General features: G+C 46.7%; 16 protein-coding genes and 1 other annotated feature. Of the genes, 12 read left to right on the top strand and 4 right to left on the bottom strand.

The annotated features are described in order from the left end of the window. The first annotated feature begins 203 nt into the window (after positions 1 to 203). The 3 genes from VN379_RS14815 (at position 204) to VN379_RS14805 (ending at position 2,782) form a co-directional block, all read left to right on the top strand. A complete protein-coding gene (locus VN379_RS14815; protein ID WP_325525597.1) occupies positions 204 to 515 on the top strand; it encodes a hypothetical protein in 312 nt (103 codons plus the stop codon). Between the two features lie 58 nt (positions 516 to 573). Then, positions 574 to 819 (top strand) — a binding site (T-box leader). Between the two features lie 41 nt (positions 820 to 860). Beyond that, positions 861 to 1,877: a 3-deoxy-7-phosphoheptulonate synthase gene (gene aroF / locus VN379_RS14810; protein WP_325535167.1), complete on the top strand. Its 1,017-nt coding sequence runs from the start codon at positions 861 to 863 to the stop codon at positions 1,875 to 1,877. Beyond that, complete coding sequence (locus VN379_RS14805; protein WP_325535165.1) at positions 1,874 to 2,782, top strand: prephenate dehydrogenase; 909 nt, start codon at positions 1,874 to 1,876, stop codon at positions 2,780 to 2,782. Before aroF ends, VN379_RS14805 begins: the two co-directional genes overlap by 4 nt. Here the strand turns inward: VN379_RS14805 and VN379_RS14800 are convergent. The 4 genes from VN379_RS14800 to VN379_RS14785 all read right to left on the bottom strand — a co-directional run bounded on the left by VN379_RS14800 (position 2,751) and on the right by VN379_RS14785 (position 6,480). Further along, a complete protein-coding gene (locus VN379_RS14800; RefSeq protein WP_325535163.1) occupies positions 2,751 to 4,370 on the bottom strand; it encodes an SGNH/GDSL hydrolase family protein in 1,620 nt (539 codons plus the stop codon). The genes VN379_RS14805 and VN379_RS14800 overlap by 32 nt on opposite strands. A gap of 210 nt (positions 4,371 to 4,580) precedes the next feature. Beyond that, the gene (locus VN379_RS14795; protein WP_325535161.1) at positions 4,581 to 5,102 is read right to left on the bottom strand and encodes a hypothetical protein; all 522 of its coding nucleotides are present in this window, start codon (positions 5,100 to 5,102) and stop codon (positions 4,581 to 4,583) included. 19 nt (positions 5,103 to 5,121) lie between these two features. Continuing rightward, positions 5,122 to 5,298 carry a hypothetical protein gene (locus VN379_RS14790; protein ID WP_325535160.1) on the bottom strand — a complete coding sequence of 59 codons (177 nt, stop codon included), beginning with the start codon at positions 5,296 to 5,298 and terminating at the stop codon, positions 5,122 to 5,124. An 84-nt stretch (positions 5,299 to 5,382) separates the two neighbouring features. Then, on the bottom strand, positions 5,383 to 6,480 hold the full coding sequence (locus VN379_RS14785; protein WP_325535159.1) for a PRK06851 family protein: 1,098 nt from the start codon (positions 6,478 to 6,480) through the stop codon (positions 5,383 to 5,385). A 127-nt stretch (positions 6,481 to 6,607) separates the two neighbouring features. Here VN379_RS14785 and VN379_RS14780 point away from each other — a divergent pair, with 127 nt between their 5' ends. The 9 genes from VN379_RS14780 to VN379_RS14740 all read left to right on the top strand — a co-directional run bounded on the left by VN379_RS14780 (position 6,608) and on the right by VN379_RS14740 (position 14,628). Next, positions 6,608 to 7,564: an acyl-CoA dehydratase activase gene (locus tag VN379_RS14780; RefSeq protein WP_422663625.1), complete on the top strand. Its 957-nt coding sequence runs from the start codon at positions 6,608 to 6,610 to the stop codon at positions 7,562 to 7,564. Positions 7,565 to 7,578: 14 nt separating this feature from the next. Next, a complete protein-coding gene (locus VN379_RS14775) occupies positions 7,579 to 8,499 on the top strand; it encodes an acyl-CoA dehydratase activase-related protein (RefSeq protein ID WP_325535158.1) in 921 nt (306 codons plus the stop codon). Next, on the top strand, positions 8,496 to 9,563 hold the full coding sequence (locus tag VN379_RS14770; protein ID WP_325535156.1) for an acyl-CoA dehydratase activase-related protein: 1,068 nt from the start codon (positions 8,496 to 8,498) through the stop codon (positions 9,561 to 9,563). The genes VN379_RS14775 and VN379_RS14770 overlap by 4 nt, the downstream gene beginning before the upstream one ends. A 61-nt stretch (positions 9,564 to 9,624) precedes the next feature. Then, on the top strand, positions 9,625 to 10,017 hold the full coding sequence (locus tag VN379_RS14765; protein ID WP_325535154.1) for an ATP-binding protein: 393 nt from the start codon (positions 9,625 to 9,627) through the stop codon (positions 10,015 to 10,017). A 151-nt stretch (positions 10,018 to 10,168) separates the two neighbouring features. Continuing rightward, on the top strand, positions 10,169 to 10,627 hold the full coding sequence (trmL, locus tag VN379_RS14760) for a tRNA (uridine(34)/cytosine(34)/5-carboxymethylaminomethyluridine(34)-2'-O)-methyltransferase TrmL (protein ID WP_325535152.1): 459 nt from the start codon (positions 10,169 to 10,171) through the stop codon (positions 10,625 to 10,627). A gap of 24 nt (positions 10,628 to 10,651) precedes the next feature. Continuing rightward, positions 10,652 to 11,515 carry a TIM barrel protein gene (locus VN379_RS14755; RefSeq protein ID WP_325535150.1) on the top strand — a complete coding sequence of 288 codons (864 nt, stop codon included), beginning with the start codon at positions 10,652 to 10,654 and terminating at the stop codon, positions 11,513 to 11,515. Positions 11,516 to 11,574: 59 nt separating this feature from the next. Beyond that, positions 11,575 to 11,925 (top strand): YlbF family regulator, encoded by a 351-nt coding sequence (locus VN379_RS14750; RefSeq protein ID WP_325535148.1) that lies wholly within the window; start codon positions 11,575 to 11,577, stop codon positions 11,923 to 11,925. A gap of 1 nt (position 11,926) precedes the next feature. Then, positions 11,927 to 12,850 (top strand): UDP-N-acetylmuramate dehydrogenase, encoded by a 924-nt coding sequence (murB, locus tag VN379_RS14745; RefSeq protein ID WP_325535169.1) that lies wholly within the window; start codon positions 11,927 to 11,929, stop codon positions 12,848 to 12,850. A gap of 164 nt (positions 12,851 to 13,014) precedes the next feature. Then, the gene (locus VN379_RS14740) at positions 13,015 to 14,628 is read left to right on the top strand and encodes an MBL fold metallo-hydrolase (RefSeq protein WP_325535146.1); all 1,614 of its coding nucleotides are present in this window, start codon (positions 13,015 to 13,017) and stop codon (positions 14,626 to 14,628) included. The last annotated feature ends 74 nt before the right edge of the window (positions 14,629 to 14,702 follow it).

Genomic DNA, 14,702 nt, shown 5'->3' with positions numbered 1-14,702 from the left:
CGTTAGCGGAGTTTCAGGCAAAATAAAGAAGGCGGCTTAACCTGTCGCCTTTCTTTTCCTGATAGAAAGCATAACTTTCTCTGGATAAGGGCAACATCGGCTTCCGCTTTCGCCATAGGCTCGGCGCAAGCCGTGTTTTCTTTATTTCGTTTTTGACGGAACATACTTAACAAATCGGTTACAAAGATGAGGAGCTAAGAACGATGTACTGTGAAATCACCTATCAGACTACAGGTGAACGCTGGGGGATATTTCCACGCGATATTGGTGAGTTTCAGGCCCGAATGTCAATTCCAGATAGTATAAATAGTGGTGACAGTCACGATACTATTGTCAAGAAGTCGGTCAAAATTGAGATTATGTCATGTTCATTTACGCCTGATGAAAAGAATAAACGTCATAGAGAGGCTCTGGAAGGCTTGGTTGACCGGTTAGTGAAGGCTGGCTGGGAACAAATGACTGAGCGTGGAGCTGAGTGGTATAATATTAAGTTTCATAAAGAGATGCAGAAATAGATCACAAGACTATTGACAGTAACGATTTTATCTGGTATATTCATTTGCAATAGCATATACAAATGCAATGAACGGGATAAGTAAATTGGCTGCGCTATTATCAGAGAGCCGGGGGGTGGTGTGACCCGGTAGGCGTGCTTACTGAAATACACCCGTGAGCAGCAGGTCGAAAGTAATTCAAGTAGACTGCGCCGGACGCCACCGTTATTATAGGCTAGGGTATCGGATTTTTCCTGTACCTGAAAAGAGCGGCTTGCTATTTTAGCAAGCAGGGTGGTACCGCGAGTGAAGTCTCGTCCCTGTATAGGGGATGGGACTTTTTATATTTTTATGGAGGCGATAGACATGATTATTGTAATGAGTCCAACCGCAACTCAGCATGAGATTGAACTCGTGATTTCCCGGGTAACCGGAGCCGGATTAAAAGTACATTTGTCAGAAGGTAAAATGCGTACAATTATTGGCCTTATCGGGGAGAAAAAACTAATGGCCCAATTACCACTAGAAGCCATGTCCGGCGTTGAAAAAGCAATATCAGTTACAGCTGGCTACAAACTGGTCAGCCGGGAGTTTAAAAACGAAGACACAATTATTGATATTGGGGGCGTACTTGTTGGTGGTTCTCAGTTAACAGTCATGGCTGGGCCTTGTGCTGTTGAGAGCAGGGAACAACTCTTAGAGTCGGCAAGGATTGTCAAAGCGGCAGGGGCCCAGTTCTTGCGGGGAGGGGCTTATAAACCACGCACTTCGCCTTACTCTTTCCAGGGTCTTGAAGAAAAGGGTCTGGAAATGCTGGCAGAAGCCAGAGCTGTAACCGGTCTTAAGATTGTTACCGAGGTTGTTGATATTGAGTCTGTGGCTGTGGTAGGCGCCTACGCAGATGTATTGCAAATCGGGGCCCGCAATATGCAAAACTTCCAGCTCTTAAAGGCTGTAGGCAAAAGCGGCATGCCAGTGCTTTTGAAACGTGGCATTGCAGCTACGATTAATGAATGGCTGCATGCTGCCGAGTATGTTATGAGTGAGGGGAATTATAATGTTATGTTTTGTGAGCGTGGGATTCGAACCTTTGAGGATTATACCCGCAATACGCTGGATTTGAGTGCTGTGGCGGCACTAAAAAATCTGAGCCATTTACCTGTTATTGTTGACCCAAGTCATGGTACCGGTTTATGGAAATTAGTGCGGCCGATGGCCAGAGCCGCGGTAGCCGGAGGGGCTGACGGCTTAATGATTGAGGTACATCCCAATCCGGCAGAAGCCTTGTCTGATGGCAGTCAGTCCCTGACCCCTGAAAACTTCCGGGCGCTCATGAGTGAAGTCAGGGCAATTGCGCCGGTAGTGGGCAGGAGAATGGAATGAGGCTAGCTATTAAGCGGATTGCAATCATCGGTATGGGATTGATTGGCGGTTCGCTAGGTCTGGCGCTCAAAGCAGCCAGAGGTGGAAAAGTTGAGATTACTGGTGTTGATACTAACGAGCTGTCGCTGATTAAAGCCAGGCAGCGTGGTGCGGCCGATATCGTTACTGCTGATGTTAAGGCAGGCATAGCTGACGCCGATATGATTTTTTTATGTACGCCAGTGTTGCAGGCGGCAACGTTAGTAAAAGAAATGGCACCTTATTTAAAGCCGGGAGCTATCCTGACAGACACCTGCAGTACAAAACACTATTTAATCCAGGAAATAACAGCATTGCTGCCTGCTGGTGTTTATTATGTGCCTGGCCATCCGATGGCCGGACGTGAAAAAAGCGGCATCGAAGCCGCCGACAGCACTCTTTTTCATGATAAATGGTATATCCTTACGCCATTAGAAACCGGCGATTCCGCACCTGTCGAAGCAGTTCGCCAGGTTGTCAGCTGGACAGGAGCCCGGATAACCGAGATGGAGGCAATCCGGCATGATTGGTGTACAGCCCTGATTAGCCATATACCACATATTGGCGCTGCCGCTTTGGTAAATTTACTGGCCTACTCCGAGGACAAAGATAGCAGCATTAAGCTGGCTGGCGGTGGTTTTCGCGATACCACACGTATTGCTTCATCTAATGCCGACATGTGGGCCGATGTGTGTATGACAAATGCCGGACCGATCTCCGATAGCCTGGAAAAGTTCAGTCAGATCATCGGTGAGGTCGCTGTGGCTATTCGCCAAGGAGACCGGGCAAGTATTCATGGTTTTTTTGCCACTGCCAAAGAACGCCGGGATGAACTTTTGCAAATGGAGCAGGCTGTTACCGAACAACCCTTGTCCAATGGGCGTTGATGATCTGCCCAATGAGCTTTTTTCCTTCAATATCAAGGTGTAATCCATCTGTAGCAAAATGCTCGGGGAGTCCCCGGGTGCTATCCGCAAAATATGGTTCAAGTTCGATAAAGTAGCGTTGTTGTCTAATAAAGTCATTAACCGTATCAAACTCTTCTCGCCAATTGGACACAGTTTCTTCTTTAAAAACGGCATCAATAGCGGCTGGATTGATTGGCGGTAAGGTCAGGAAGATTGGTCTAATGCCATTTATCAGGCATTTATCACGAATAGCAGCAAGCTCAGTGATAACCTGAGTTGCGGGAACTCCACCACGCAGACTGTTGGTACCGCCAAGGATGATTAAGTATTTAGGCTTAAACGGGAGCACGTCTTGGTCAAATCTTGTGAGCATACTTTCTGAAGTATCGCCGCTTTTGCCAAGATTGACAGCCGGAAAATGCAGATAGGTCTGATAGCTGTAATCAGTATTAGCTGGAGAGTAGGAGATAGCGCCACCCCCATGGGTGATACTGTCACCAAAGGTTGCGGCATAGTGACCTCTGGTTAGATCAACGGTAAACTCAGCTGTATCGGAATACTGGCCTACCGGCTTACCACTGGCATCAATACCACGGACACGCCAATAATATTTACCGGGGACAATACGCGGCTGATCGTCATAACAGTCATTTAGTCCAGTGACAGTTTTACTCCAGATACGATGGATTGAGGGCTCAATACCGCCAGGGTTTTCTGGAAGGTGATTTGTAAGCTCGACCTCATAACTTATGGCCCCAGATACTGGTATCCAGGCATATACCGGGTAGAGGGGCACCGGCAGGGTAGATGGTTTATGGTGAGTATTAATGATTGGTTTTGCGACAGGGGGGATAGTGCGGTCAATCCAGACCTCAGTTGCATCAGAGAATACTCCTAATGGATTGCCCTTATAGTTAAGGGCACGGACTCGCCAGAAGATACGGTTGCCTTCATACCAGGAAAAATCGGCGTTATAGCCATTGGTAAATACCTCCCGGGTTAAACGAAGCTGCTGTTCTGATGGTAAAACATCATTGGGATTTTCCGGAAGTACTGGTACAAACTCAAGCTCATAGTACACAGCATTGGGTACGATTGTCCAGGTAAGCATTGGCCGGACAGATGCCGGTGCATTGGCCGGGTAGGCGGATGTGGGCACTGGTTTGACCTTATCGAAGTCTTCTGCCACCCGACCACTGGCTTCGGTCAAGCTTATATGATTAGAATACTTACCCAGCGGCCTGTGAAATAAGGTTTGGGCAGAGACTCGCCAATAGGTGTTAAAAGGAAAGTTTTCATCAATTGCGAACTGGTTTTTCCAGGTATGATAACTAACAATGCGCTGAGCGTCAGCGACATCCAAATAATCATCTGCTGGTGGGGAACTTAGGGCCTCAATCTTGTAGTAAGCTAGATAGGGAAGACGGGGCCAGCTTAAAGTATATTCATTTGTTGTATAATCAATCTCCAGAGTTGGTTTAAATCTATTAAGGCCAACGTTTTCAGAGACTTCAAGGATGTAGGACATTGCCAGGGTTAAAAGCATGATAAGTATAATACGTTTCAAAAGTTACACCTGCCAATTCAAGTAGAAACTGTAATTTTCCATAAAGAGTTTATATAGCAATATTACCATATTCTAGTATTGCCAGAAACTAACCAAAGCATTAGTTACAGGTTTGCGTCAAAACTGATAGGAACTGCTCTTAATTAGCTGTTGAATAGATAACAAAAGAAGCTTTGCGGAAGTTCCGCAAAGCTTCTTTGCATACATAACCTAAAAATATAAATCTCTCACACCTGTTTCGATCTCTTTTAAACGAGTAGCAGTAGCTTCTCTAGTTGCAGCTACAGGTATCTCAGTGAGATGCTTTTGAATAGTGACCTCACCGATTTCTCTGATCGCGGGGTCAGCATAATCGAGGAGATATTCTTTGAAGGTTAACAGCGCATTGGGCAAACAGACATTTTGAATCTCACCGCTTTTAGCAAGGCTCATAAACCTATCGCCGGTACGGCCTTGCCGATAGCAGGCTGTACAGTAGCTGGGGACAAAACCTTGCTTGCAGAGCATGCTGACAATTTCCTGAGGCGAGCGGTTATCGCCAGTCTCAAACTGAAGGCCTTTGGCCGGGGCATTTGCTTCATGCTCTTTATAAACCTGATGGTAGCCACCGACACCTGTACAGGAACCGGCACTAATCTGGGATACACCATACCTAATAAGTTCATCTCTAAGCTCAGAAGACTCACGGGTTGATAAAATTATGCCAGTATAAGCCAAGCGAATAATGGCCACAATTTTTTTGAAAGCTTCGTCATTGACTAAATAGGGACTTAGTTAAGTCCATCCCGCTGGCCGGACGTATGCGGGGGACGGAGATGGTGTGAGGACCAACCCCTTGGGTATTATCAAGATCCTGAGCGTAGGCTTCAGCCCTTGCTTTTAGACTGGCGACAAATTTAGTATCCTTGACAAGGCGGTTTGCCACCATGTCTCAGACCCATACATCTTGTTATGATTATACATGATCTAGTGGGAAATGAATATAATTAATTTTATAATATTTGCGGAATTTTCATTTGTTATTTTGTTGCATGGTTAGTATTCTTGCCAATGTCTTGTCTCTAAGGGTATCAGCACCATTAAAATTAATATTGGGAGCATAATAAGTTTCAAGCTGATCCTGTAGTTTTTTAGCATCCTTGATATACATCCCAGCCTTGCTAAAAAGCTCCCAAAACGCAGTGCGATCATAATCGGTTACAGGTTCTAAATGATGAATGATTTGCTGGTCAAGACAATCATTCATGTCGATAACGGCTGTGGCGCCGTAGGTGGGCTGATTGTGTGGCGGGACAGAGGTAATAAGCGCTGTGCTTAACGCTGGTATGATTACGTGTTCCACCTTAAGCGGATCAAGCGGGCAATGATAGGTTTCAATATCCAGCCCTTTGGCTATGGCAGTATCAGCCACCTTAGCCAGCAGTGTGGCTTTGCCTGTGCCGGGAGATCCTGTTAAAACACAACGGGATGACAGATCAATTACGATTGAATCAATATAATTTACCGGGCCAGCCGCGGTGATGGCAGAAGCAAACAGTTTACGGTTTTTGCCGTGGCCTACAGTGTTTACGTTGGTAAAAAGCTTTTCGATAAGATCAGCCGCTTTTTGGTTGGCAAGTTTATAATTGAGAGCTTCGTTATTGGCGGCTTCCCAGTCGTCATATACTGCTTTGGCAGCTCTCAGCATACGGTAGGCACGCTGGAAGTATTTGCTGATTTCTTTAGTACAAGCTAAAATGCTGGATTTATTGTTTACCAGATTACTCTCATTCCAGTATTCACCCAGGTTAAGGATTTCGTCAACACAGCCTGGATGCTTAGGATCGACAATATGAGGGGCGGTACCATCTATGAGGGCGATGCTAAGAACCGGTATGACCAGGGCGTCCAAAGAGTTCGGATCACTCGAACAGTGATGGTATTCGACAGAAAATCCGCGTTCGAGCATTTCCTGGCCAATCTTTTTTATAAAAGTCGACTTACCGGTACCGGGTCCGCCTTTCAGTAAGAAGATTCGCACAGCATCAATAGGTATTATGTAATCGTAATAGGAGAAAAAGCCTTGGGGTGTATTACCACCAGCAAACATATGTTTAATTTTTCCAGCCATTTTCATCCTCCCTTTTTAGCATTTGTTACTGTTGTCTTCTATATGTGTATGATTCAAGCAGCACGAGTATATCTTTGCTAAGACAGGTGATAATACCAATGTATACCAAATTAATGGAGGGATGGTTTTGCCGCAGCGTTTAGACTGCTACATGGGTATTGATGTTGGCTCGGTAAGCACTAACATTGCCGTATTGAATACCAGTGGACAAGTATTTGACAGCCTTTATGTAAGAACCCAGGGACAACCGATTATGGCTGTGCAGCAGGGGCTTAAAACAATAAAAGAGCGCAACCAGGAGCTTGAGGTAAAGGCAGTAGGCACAACAGGCAGCGGACGCCAGTTAGCCGGTGTAATGGTGGGGGCCGATGTTATAAAAAATGAAATAACAGCCCATGCCGTTGCCGCTATGCATGTTGCGCCTGATGTCAAAACAGTAGTAGAGATTGGCGGTCAAGATTCTAAGCTGATTATTATTCGTGACGGCGTTGTCATTGATTTTGCGATGAATACAGTTTGCGCGGCGGGAACAGGTTCATTTCTTGATCAACAGGCAGCAAGGCTTAATATATCAATAGAAGAATTTGGCAGTAAGGCGTTGGCGTCAACAACTCCGGTCAGAGTAGCAGGGCGTTGCGCAGTTTTTGCCGAATCGGATATGATTCACAAACAGCAGGCCGGTCATCAGATCTGCGATATAGTAAACGGATTATGTCAGGCGCTGGCACGCAACTATGTCAATAACGTCGGCAAAGGCAAAGACATTAAAGGGCCGGTATTATTCCAGGGCGGAGTGGCAGCCAATCAGGGAATGAAACGGGCATTTGAAGAGGTACTGGGCTGTCAGGTGATTATACCACCCTATTACGATGTTATGGGCGCGCTTGGTGCTGCCCTCTTAGCCAGGGAAACCATAACTAGCAAACCAACCGCCTTCCGGGGGTTTGAGATTGTTGACTATACCTATCTACCGCGAAGCTTTGAATGTGATGGCTGTCCCAATATGTGCGAAGTCGTTGAAATCAGTGTAAACAATCAATTGGCCGCACGTTGGGGTGATCGCTGCGGTAAATGGGGTTGCTAGGGAGGACTAGTCTGTTGGAAACTGTACGCATTGGGGTACCGCGTGGTCTGTTATACTATGAGTATGGGAACCTGTGGCAGCATTTCTTTGAGGCCCTCGGCGCCCAGGTAGTTGTATCAGATGAAACCACCCAAAAGATGCTTACCACCGGTGGAATGCTTGATGAAGTATGTTTGCCGCTAAAGGTATATGTCGGCCATGCCGCCAGTCTGGCAGGTAAGGCCGACTGTCTGTTTGTGCCGCGTATTGTGAGCGTTGCCCGCCAGATGTATACCTGTCCCAAAATGATGGGCTTGCCTGACCTTATTCGCAGTAATCTTAGCAATGTACCAGAGCTTATTGATACTCCTGTCAGCCTCCGCCAACGGCAGGTCAGTTTGGTGGATTCGGTTATCAGTATTGGCTATCGGCTGGGACAGGGCAAGATCGCCAGCCTTGGCGCGTGGTATTGGGCCTGGCGGCAGGAGGGGGTAAAGAAATCTGTAATGACAGGCACTGACGGCTTGCCTGCAACTGCTTTACGGATTGGCTTGATTGGACACTCTTATCTTATTCAGGATAAATTTATCAGCATGAATGCCAGGGCTAAACTCACGGCTATGGGCATGGCTGTTATCACGCCTGACCAGGTGCCGGCATGTCAGGCGCAATTGGCGGCGCGTGATCTTGACAAAAAAATTTATTGGTCATATTGTCACCAGTTGGTGGGCACAGCGCTGGCACTTATCAATGACAAGGCTGTCGATGGTTTGATTTTTATGACTTCCTTCAGCTGTGGCCCTGACTCGATAGTTGGTGAAATCATCAAGCGCAAAGCCGGGGAAAGTAAATTACCGTTTATGCTGCTCAATCTTGAGGAACATACGGCTGAAGCCGGATTTCTTACCCGCCTCGAGGCGTTTACCGATATGCTCAAACGGAGGAATTCCCGATGATTGTCACTTTTCCCCATATGGGTCCACTATATGTGACTATGAAAAGTCTGTTAAGCACCCTTGGGCTTACCGTAATGGCGCCTCCTCCCATCAGCAAGAAAACAGTGGAAACAGGGGCAAGGTATGCGCCGGAAACAGCCTGTCTGCCGCTTAAGGTAACCTTAGGCAATTATATTGAAGCCCTGGATGCCGGGGCTGACACTATTGTTACTTGTGGCGGGGTCGGTCCATGCCGGCTAGGGTACTATGCCCAGGTCCAGCAGGAAATCCTCAAAGAACTTGGCTACAAATTCACTATGGTAGCCATTGAACCTGATGTATTTAAAGTCTTTAAAGCAATCAGGCAGTTGGCGCCGCAGTCCGGGGTGACATCTGTATATCGCGCTTTTACCCTGGCCGGGGCCAAGATGAGTGCGCTGGATATGTTAGGGGACGTGTTGCGTGAGGTACGGGCCACCGAACAGTTCACAGGCACAGCAGATGTTGTTTATCAGGAAGCTGTCGCCGAAATAGAGGCTGCTTCCGATCCACGGGATCTGCCAGACATTCGCGATATTTACGAGGAAAGGTTGCTTAAGGTTGCGAAAAATGGACAAGTGCCACTGCAGATCGGGTTGGTTGGCGAGATTTATGTTATGCTGGAAGCCTTTGTCAATCAGGATTTAGAACAACGGCTGGGCCGGATGGGGGCTCATGTTCACAGAACAATGTCTCTGACTGATTATGTCCGGACGCATTTATTAAGAAATAAGTCTTATGTGGCTAAGCATCATGAAATTGCCACAGCGGCCGCACCCTACCTTGGGCATGGTGTGGGTGGGCATGGTCTCAGAAGCATTGGTGCTACAGTGGGGATGGCAAAACAGGGGTATGACGGTATTATGCATGTTTTTCCGTTTACCTGTATGCCTGAGGTTATTGCAAAAAATATCCTGCATCAAACCAGTAATGATCATGGCATACCGGTCCTTTCCCTGGCATTTGACGAGCAGTCTGCAGAAGCTGGCGTGGTCACTCGGTTAGAGGCTTTTATTGATTTGCTTAATTACCGGCGTAACCTGTGATTCATATCACTGTAGGGTTTGGTGAATATGGTATACTATAGAAAAAAGAGGAGAGCGGAAAATGAATAAAGTGACCAGAAAGATTGTTAAGATTAATGATGAACTGTGTACTGGTTGTGGCCAGTGTGTGTCCCCCTGTGCGGAAGGTGCAATTGAGCTTGTTGATGGCAAGGCCCGGGTACGGCGCGAAGAGTTATGTGATGGTGCTGGGTTTTGCCTGGGGGTGTGCCCGACCGGGGCTTTAACGTTAGAGGACCGCGAAACGATAGCTTTTGATGAGGAAGCTGTGCATGAACACAAAAAAACACTTGCCGGTAAACCTGAATATAACGTAACTATGAAGTGTTCGTTGTGTGGTATTACGGAGCATGAGCGGCCACTTCTCCCCATCAAGAGCAAGGGTGAGAGTAACTGGGTTTGTGTGCGTTGTGTTCCCCGTCTGATTCATGGCTAAACTGGACAAAATTAATATGACTGTTGACATCCTACCTAAAACGGGTAGGATTTTTATTTTTTGTGTAGAATACCTTTTACTTTGATCTTTTGACATCTGATCTGTTTCAAACAAAGTAAACAGGAAAAACTGTATAACTGAGGTGATTTTGATGCATATTGTACTGGTAGAACCGGAAATTCCCGGCAATACCGGCAACATTGCCAGACTATGTGCGGCAACCGGCTGTGAATTACATCTGATAAAACCGCTTGGATTTTCTATTGAAGACCGTTATCTGAAACGGGCAGGGCTTGACTATTGGCATTTGGTCAAAGTACATATTCACGAGAATTTTGCTGAAGTGCTTGAACTTTATAAAGGGCATAAGTTTTATTTTAATACAACAAAAGCCCATAAGTGTCACAGTGATATTACTTATCAGGTGAATGATCTATTGGTGTTTGGTAAGGAAACGGCCGGATTACCGCAGGAATTACTAGCCGATTATCCGGAAAATTGTGTTCGTATTCCTATGCTTGACGATGCCAGATCGTTGAATCTGTCAAATGCTGTGGCTGTTGTTGTCTACGAAGCGCTGCGGCAGCAAGATTTCCCGGGGCTCAGATAACCCCAATTTAGGGATGGTGATTACATGTTTGCACAATTTGGTCCGGCAGGCAATCCAGACGCATTTTATGAGGCCGGGCACAAGGCTTCGGCTGATATGCCGGAATGGCTGGGCGGCCTGAGCCTGAAAGCCTATGAATATCAATGCAGCCGTGGGGTACATGTCGGTCAGGCTACCGCTGAACGGGTGGGGGAACAAGCCGCCTGTTACGATGTTAAGATTAGCATCCACGCGCCCTATTTTATAAGCCTTGCTACCGAAGATGAAACCATCGCCGCTAATACCCTGAAGCATTTTCAGCGGTCGCTGGAGGTGGCAAAATGGATGGGCGCCGATAGGCTTGTATTTCACATCGGCGGTCCCGGCAAGGGGGGAGACCGCCGGCAGGCAATGGAGAGGTCTAAACGTCTGTTTGCGCAAGTACTGGAGCAGGCTGAGTGCCTGGGCTTGACAGGGCCGCTACTGTTGCCTGAGACTATGGGGAAACAAAATCAACTGGGGTCAGTTGACGAGGTGCTTGAGCTATGCAAGTTGTCTGATAGGGTACGCCCGGCTGTGGATTTCGGTCACTTGCATGCCGTGACAGGCGGGCAGTATACGACAAGTCAGGAGTTTGCCGCTGTATTTGATAAAATAGCCGAAACGCTGGGAGCCGGGGCTGCTCAGAATCTGCATATCCATTTTAGCCGGATTGAGTTTACCAAAGCTGGCGAGCGGCGTCACTGGACGTTTGCTGATCCCTATGGACCGCCCCATGAGCCACTGCTTGCAGTTATTGCTGAGCGGGGTTATACGCCCCGGATTATCTGTGAGTCTGCCGGTACTCAGGCTCAGGATGCCATAACAATGCAGGATTTTTATAAAGGTCTGTTGAAAAAAGATTTTTAATCGTATAAGCACAATATTTCACGCATAAGATAGATGGTGAATAACTGGAGGAATTGGCAATGAATGTACATGACAAAGCCCATGAACTGGGCAGGGCATTAAGAGGTTCTGAGGAATACCAGGCATTTTTGAATACAAAAAAGCAGCTTGACAGTGATCCAACAAGTAAAAAGATGGTACAGGATTTTTTCAAAAAAAAGCTGGCTGCCGAGTATGAATTAATGGCCGGTAATCCTGAAGATAAAGAGAAGTCAGCAGAGCTGCAAAAGATGTATGAACTTATTGTACTTAATCCGAAGGCTCGGGACTTTATCCATGCCCATATGCGTTTTCAGCAAATCGCTGCTGATATTTACAAAATAATTGGCGATGCGGTCGCCGAAGGAATGGATTTATTTGGCAAAGAATGAGATGTTGGTTAGACGGCCTGTGGAGTTTGCTGCCGAATTAGAAAAAGCTATTCCCCCGGAAAGGCTGCTTGTTGATGAACCTATGTCCAAACACACTACCTTTAAAATCGGCGGTCCGGCAGATTACCTGGCACTGCCTGCAACTGTTCAGGAAGTAGCTGCGGTGCTGGATACAGCCAAACAATATGAGGTGCCTGTTACTGTACTTGGCAACGGTTCTAATGTGCTGGTGTTAGACCGCGGCATCCGCGGCCTTGTTGTTAAGTTCGGTCCGGAAATGGGCTATATCAGGCACCGCGGCAGTACTCTGTCTGCGGGGGCAGGGGCGCTATTGGCAGATGTATCAAAATATGCTGCAAGAAATAATTTGACAGGGTTTGAGTTTGCCATTGGCATCCCCGGCAGTATCGGCGGTGCGGTATTTATGAATGCCGGCGCTTACGAAGGGGAGATGAGTCAGGTAGTGCAAGCGGTTACCGCGGTATGTGCAAGCGGTGAACTCAGGCGTTTTACGGGGGAAGAGCTTGAATTCGGCTACCGGCACAGTGTATTTCAAGAAAATGACTGTTTTGTCTGTGAAGTGGAATTAGGGTTATCTGTGGGCGAAGACAACTCTATTCGTGGTTTGCTTGATGATTACACAACCAAGCGGGAAAGCAAGCAACCGCTGGAAATGCCCAGTGCCGGCAGTACCTTTAAACGACCCCAGGGTTATTTTGCAGGAACACTGATTGAGCAGGCAGGTCTTAAAGGGGTAAGTGTTGGTGGTGCGCAAGTTTCCACAAAGCACGCCGGTTTTATTATTAATGCAGGCGGGGCAACGGCTCAGGATGTACTGGCGCTCATTAGCAAAGTGCAGGATGGTGTTTATAAGCAGTTTGGTATTTCGCTGCATCCGGAAGTACGAGTATTGGGTGAAGAATAATATTACTCATAATAGCGAAAACCGGAGCGTACGCTCCGGTTTTTGCTTATCTTTGCAGGAAAACAGATGGGTATGTAGAATTTAGAAAATTATAAGGGTTTCTAAAATTCAACAGTTGTGACAAACTTCTCATTGGAATAATGGTGAAAAAAGGAGCCAAATATATGCGTTTAACTTTTTTGGGGGCAGCCGGAATGGTAACCGGATCTTCCTACCTTTTAGAGATTGGGTCAAAAAAGTATCTGGTTGACTGCGGTATGTTTCAAGGATCAAAAGCGATTGTTGCGCTAAACAGAAGACCATTCAGCTATAACCCTGCCGATATTGACGGGGTATTCTTGACCCACGCCCATATTGATCATAGCGGACTGATACCCCGATTGTGCAAATCAGGTTTTAAAGGGCCTATTTATGCCACCAAGGTAACAGCTGAACTGTGCAGTATTATGCTGCCTGACAGCGGTCACATTCAAGAGTTTGATGCCGAGATTGCTAATCGCAAAGGACAACGTGCCGGTTATAAAGCAGTAGAGCCGCTCTACACTGTTGATGAAGCCTATGCCTGCCTCCAACAGTTTTCTCCGGTGCCCTATGACGCTGAGGTAAAACTTTCAGATGAAATTACGATTTCATTTCGGGATGCCGGTCATATACTTGGATCATCGATGGTGGAAATTTGGCTGACTGAAAACGGCGAAACAGCTAAATTTTTATTTTCCGGTGATTTGGGCCAGCCCGACCAGCCTATTATCAAGGACCCGGTCAAGATTGCCCATGCCGACTATGTTGTTGTTGAGTCAACCTACGGGGCCCGTAAGCATGATCCCAGCGATCCGGTTGAGTTGCTGGCAACATATATAAATGACACAGTGGCAAAGGGCGGCAATCTAATCATACCCTCATTTGCAGTAGGCCGCACACAAACGCTGCTATATCATCTGCATACTTTATTTAAAGGTGGCTTGATTCCGGATATTCCGGTAATTATCGACAGCCCGCTGGCCATTTCTGCGACAGATATATTTTTGAAAAACTCGCAGGAATATGATAGTGAAGCGTATGACATGCTCTACAAGGATCATGACCACCCGCTCCGCCTGCCACAATTGACTTACACCAAGACGTCTGATGAGTCTAAGGCTATTAATAAACTGGGGCGACCGGCCATCATTATCTCTGCCAGCGGCATGGCTGATGCCGGGCGGGTTCTTCACCACTTGAAACATAATTTATGGCGGCCGGAGAGCTCGGTTCTATTTGTTGGCTATCAGGCGCAGGGAAGTATGGGGCGGCGCTTGTTAGAGGGTGTCAAGAAAGTAAAAATTATGGGCGAGGAGATCAGTGTTAAGGCCAAAATCTACAATTTGGATGGTTTTTCAGCCCATGCGGACCAGGATCAACTGATGACCTGGTTGGGTAAATTTGAAACCAAACCGGCCAATATCTTTATTGTACATGGCGAACAAGAGATGGCAGAACCCTTTGCCCAGCTTATTAATGAGAAATTTGGAATTCCCACATATATTCCGCGTTATGGCGATTCAGTGGCGATCGCCGGACGTGAATGGAAGATTGAGCCAACAGTAATAATTGCTGTTGAACCCGCAGTACAGCAGCTTAGAGATTATTTGGCCGATATGGAAAGAGAATATGCCGAATTGCGCCTGAAGCTCGAAGACACGGTGGCTACAAACGCAGGAAAACTCCCGGATGCGCTCAGTCGTGCTGATAAGATTCGGGCATTTACTAAAAAGATGCTGAATGATTTGTCGTCCTGAAAATAGGGGAAAAATAAAATTTAATTTGACATATGGGAACTGGTATAATATAGTGAATTGTGCATGACACTACA

Origin of the sequence: Sporomusa sp. (assembly GCF_035561255.1) — a bacterium.
Classification (GTDB): domain Bacteria; phylum Bacillota; class Negativicutes; order Sporomusales; family Sporomusaceae; genus Sporomusa.
Note: the sequence above shows the minus strand (reverse complement) of the source record. Positions and strands in the feature narration are given on the sequence as shown.

Bases quoted from the DNA above. Each gene is read 5' to 3' on its own strand.
- VN379_RS14815 (WP_325525597.1), top strand. From the start codon at position 204: ATGTACTGTGAAATCACCTATCAGACTACAGGTGAACGCTGGGGGATA.
- aroF (WP_325535167.1), top strand. From the start codon at position 861: ATGATTATTGTAATGAGTCCAACCGCAACTCAGCATGAGATTGAACTC.
- VN379_RS14805 (WP_325535165.1), top strand. From the start codon at position 1,874: ATGAGGCTAGCTATTAAGCGGATTGCAATCATCGGTATGGGATTGATT.
- VN379_RS14790 (WP_325535160.1), bottom strand. From the start codon at position 5,298: ATGGTGGCAAACCGCCTTGTCAAGGATACTAAATTTGTCGCCAGTCTA.
- VN379_RS14785 (WP_325535159.1), bottom strand. From the start codon at position 6,480: ATGGCTGGAAAAATTAAACATATGTTTGCTGGTGGTAATACACCCCAA.
- VN379_RS14770 (WP_325535156.1), top strand. From the start codon at position 8,496: ATGATTGTCACTTTTCCCCATATGGGTCCACTATATGTGACTATGAAA.
- VN379_RS14765 (WP_325535154.1), top strand. From the start codon at position 9,625: ATGAATAAAGTGACCAGAAAGATTGTTAAGATTAATGATGAACTGTGT.
- trmL (WP_325535152.1), top strand. From the start codon at position 10,169: ATGCATATTGTACTGGTAGAACCGGAAATTCCCGGCAATACCGGCAAC.
- VN379_RS14755 (WP_325535150.1), top strand. From the start codon at position 10,652: ATGTTTGCACAATTTGGTCCGGCAGGCAATCCAGACGCATTTTATGAG.
- VN379_RS14750 (WP_325535148.1), top strand. From the start codon at position 11,575: ATGAATGTACATGACAAAGCCCATGAACTGGGCAGGGCATTAAGAGGT.
- murB (WP_325535169.1), top strand. From the start codon at position 11,927: ATGTTGGTTAGACGGCCTGTGGAGTTTGCTGCCGAATTAGAAAAAGCT.
- VN379_RS14740 (WP_325535146.1), top strand. From the start codon at position 13,015: ATGCGTTTAACTTTTTTGGGGGCAGCCGGAATGGTAACCGGATCTTCC.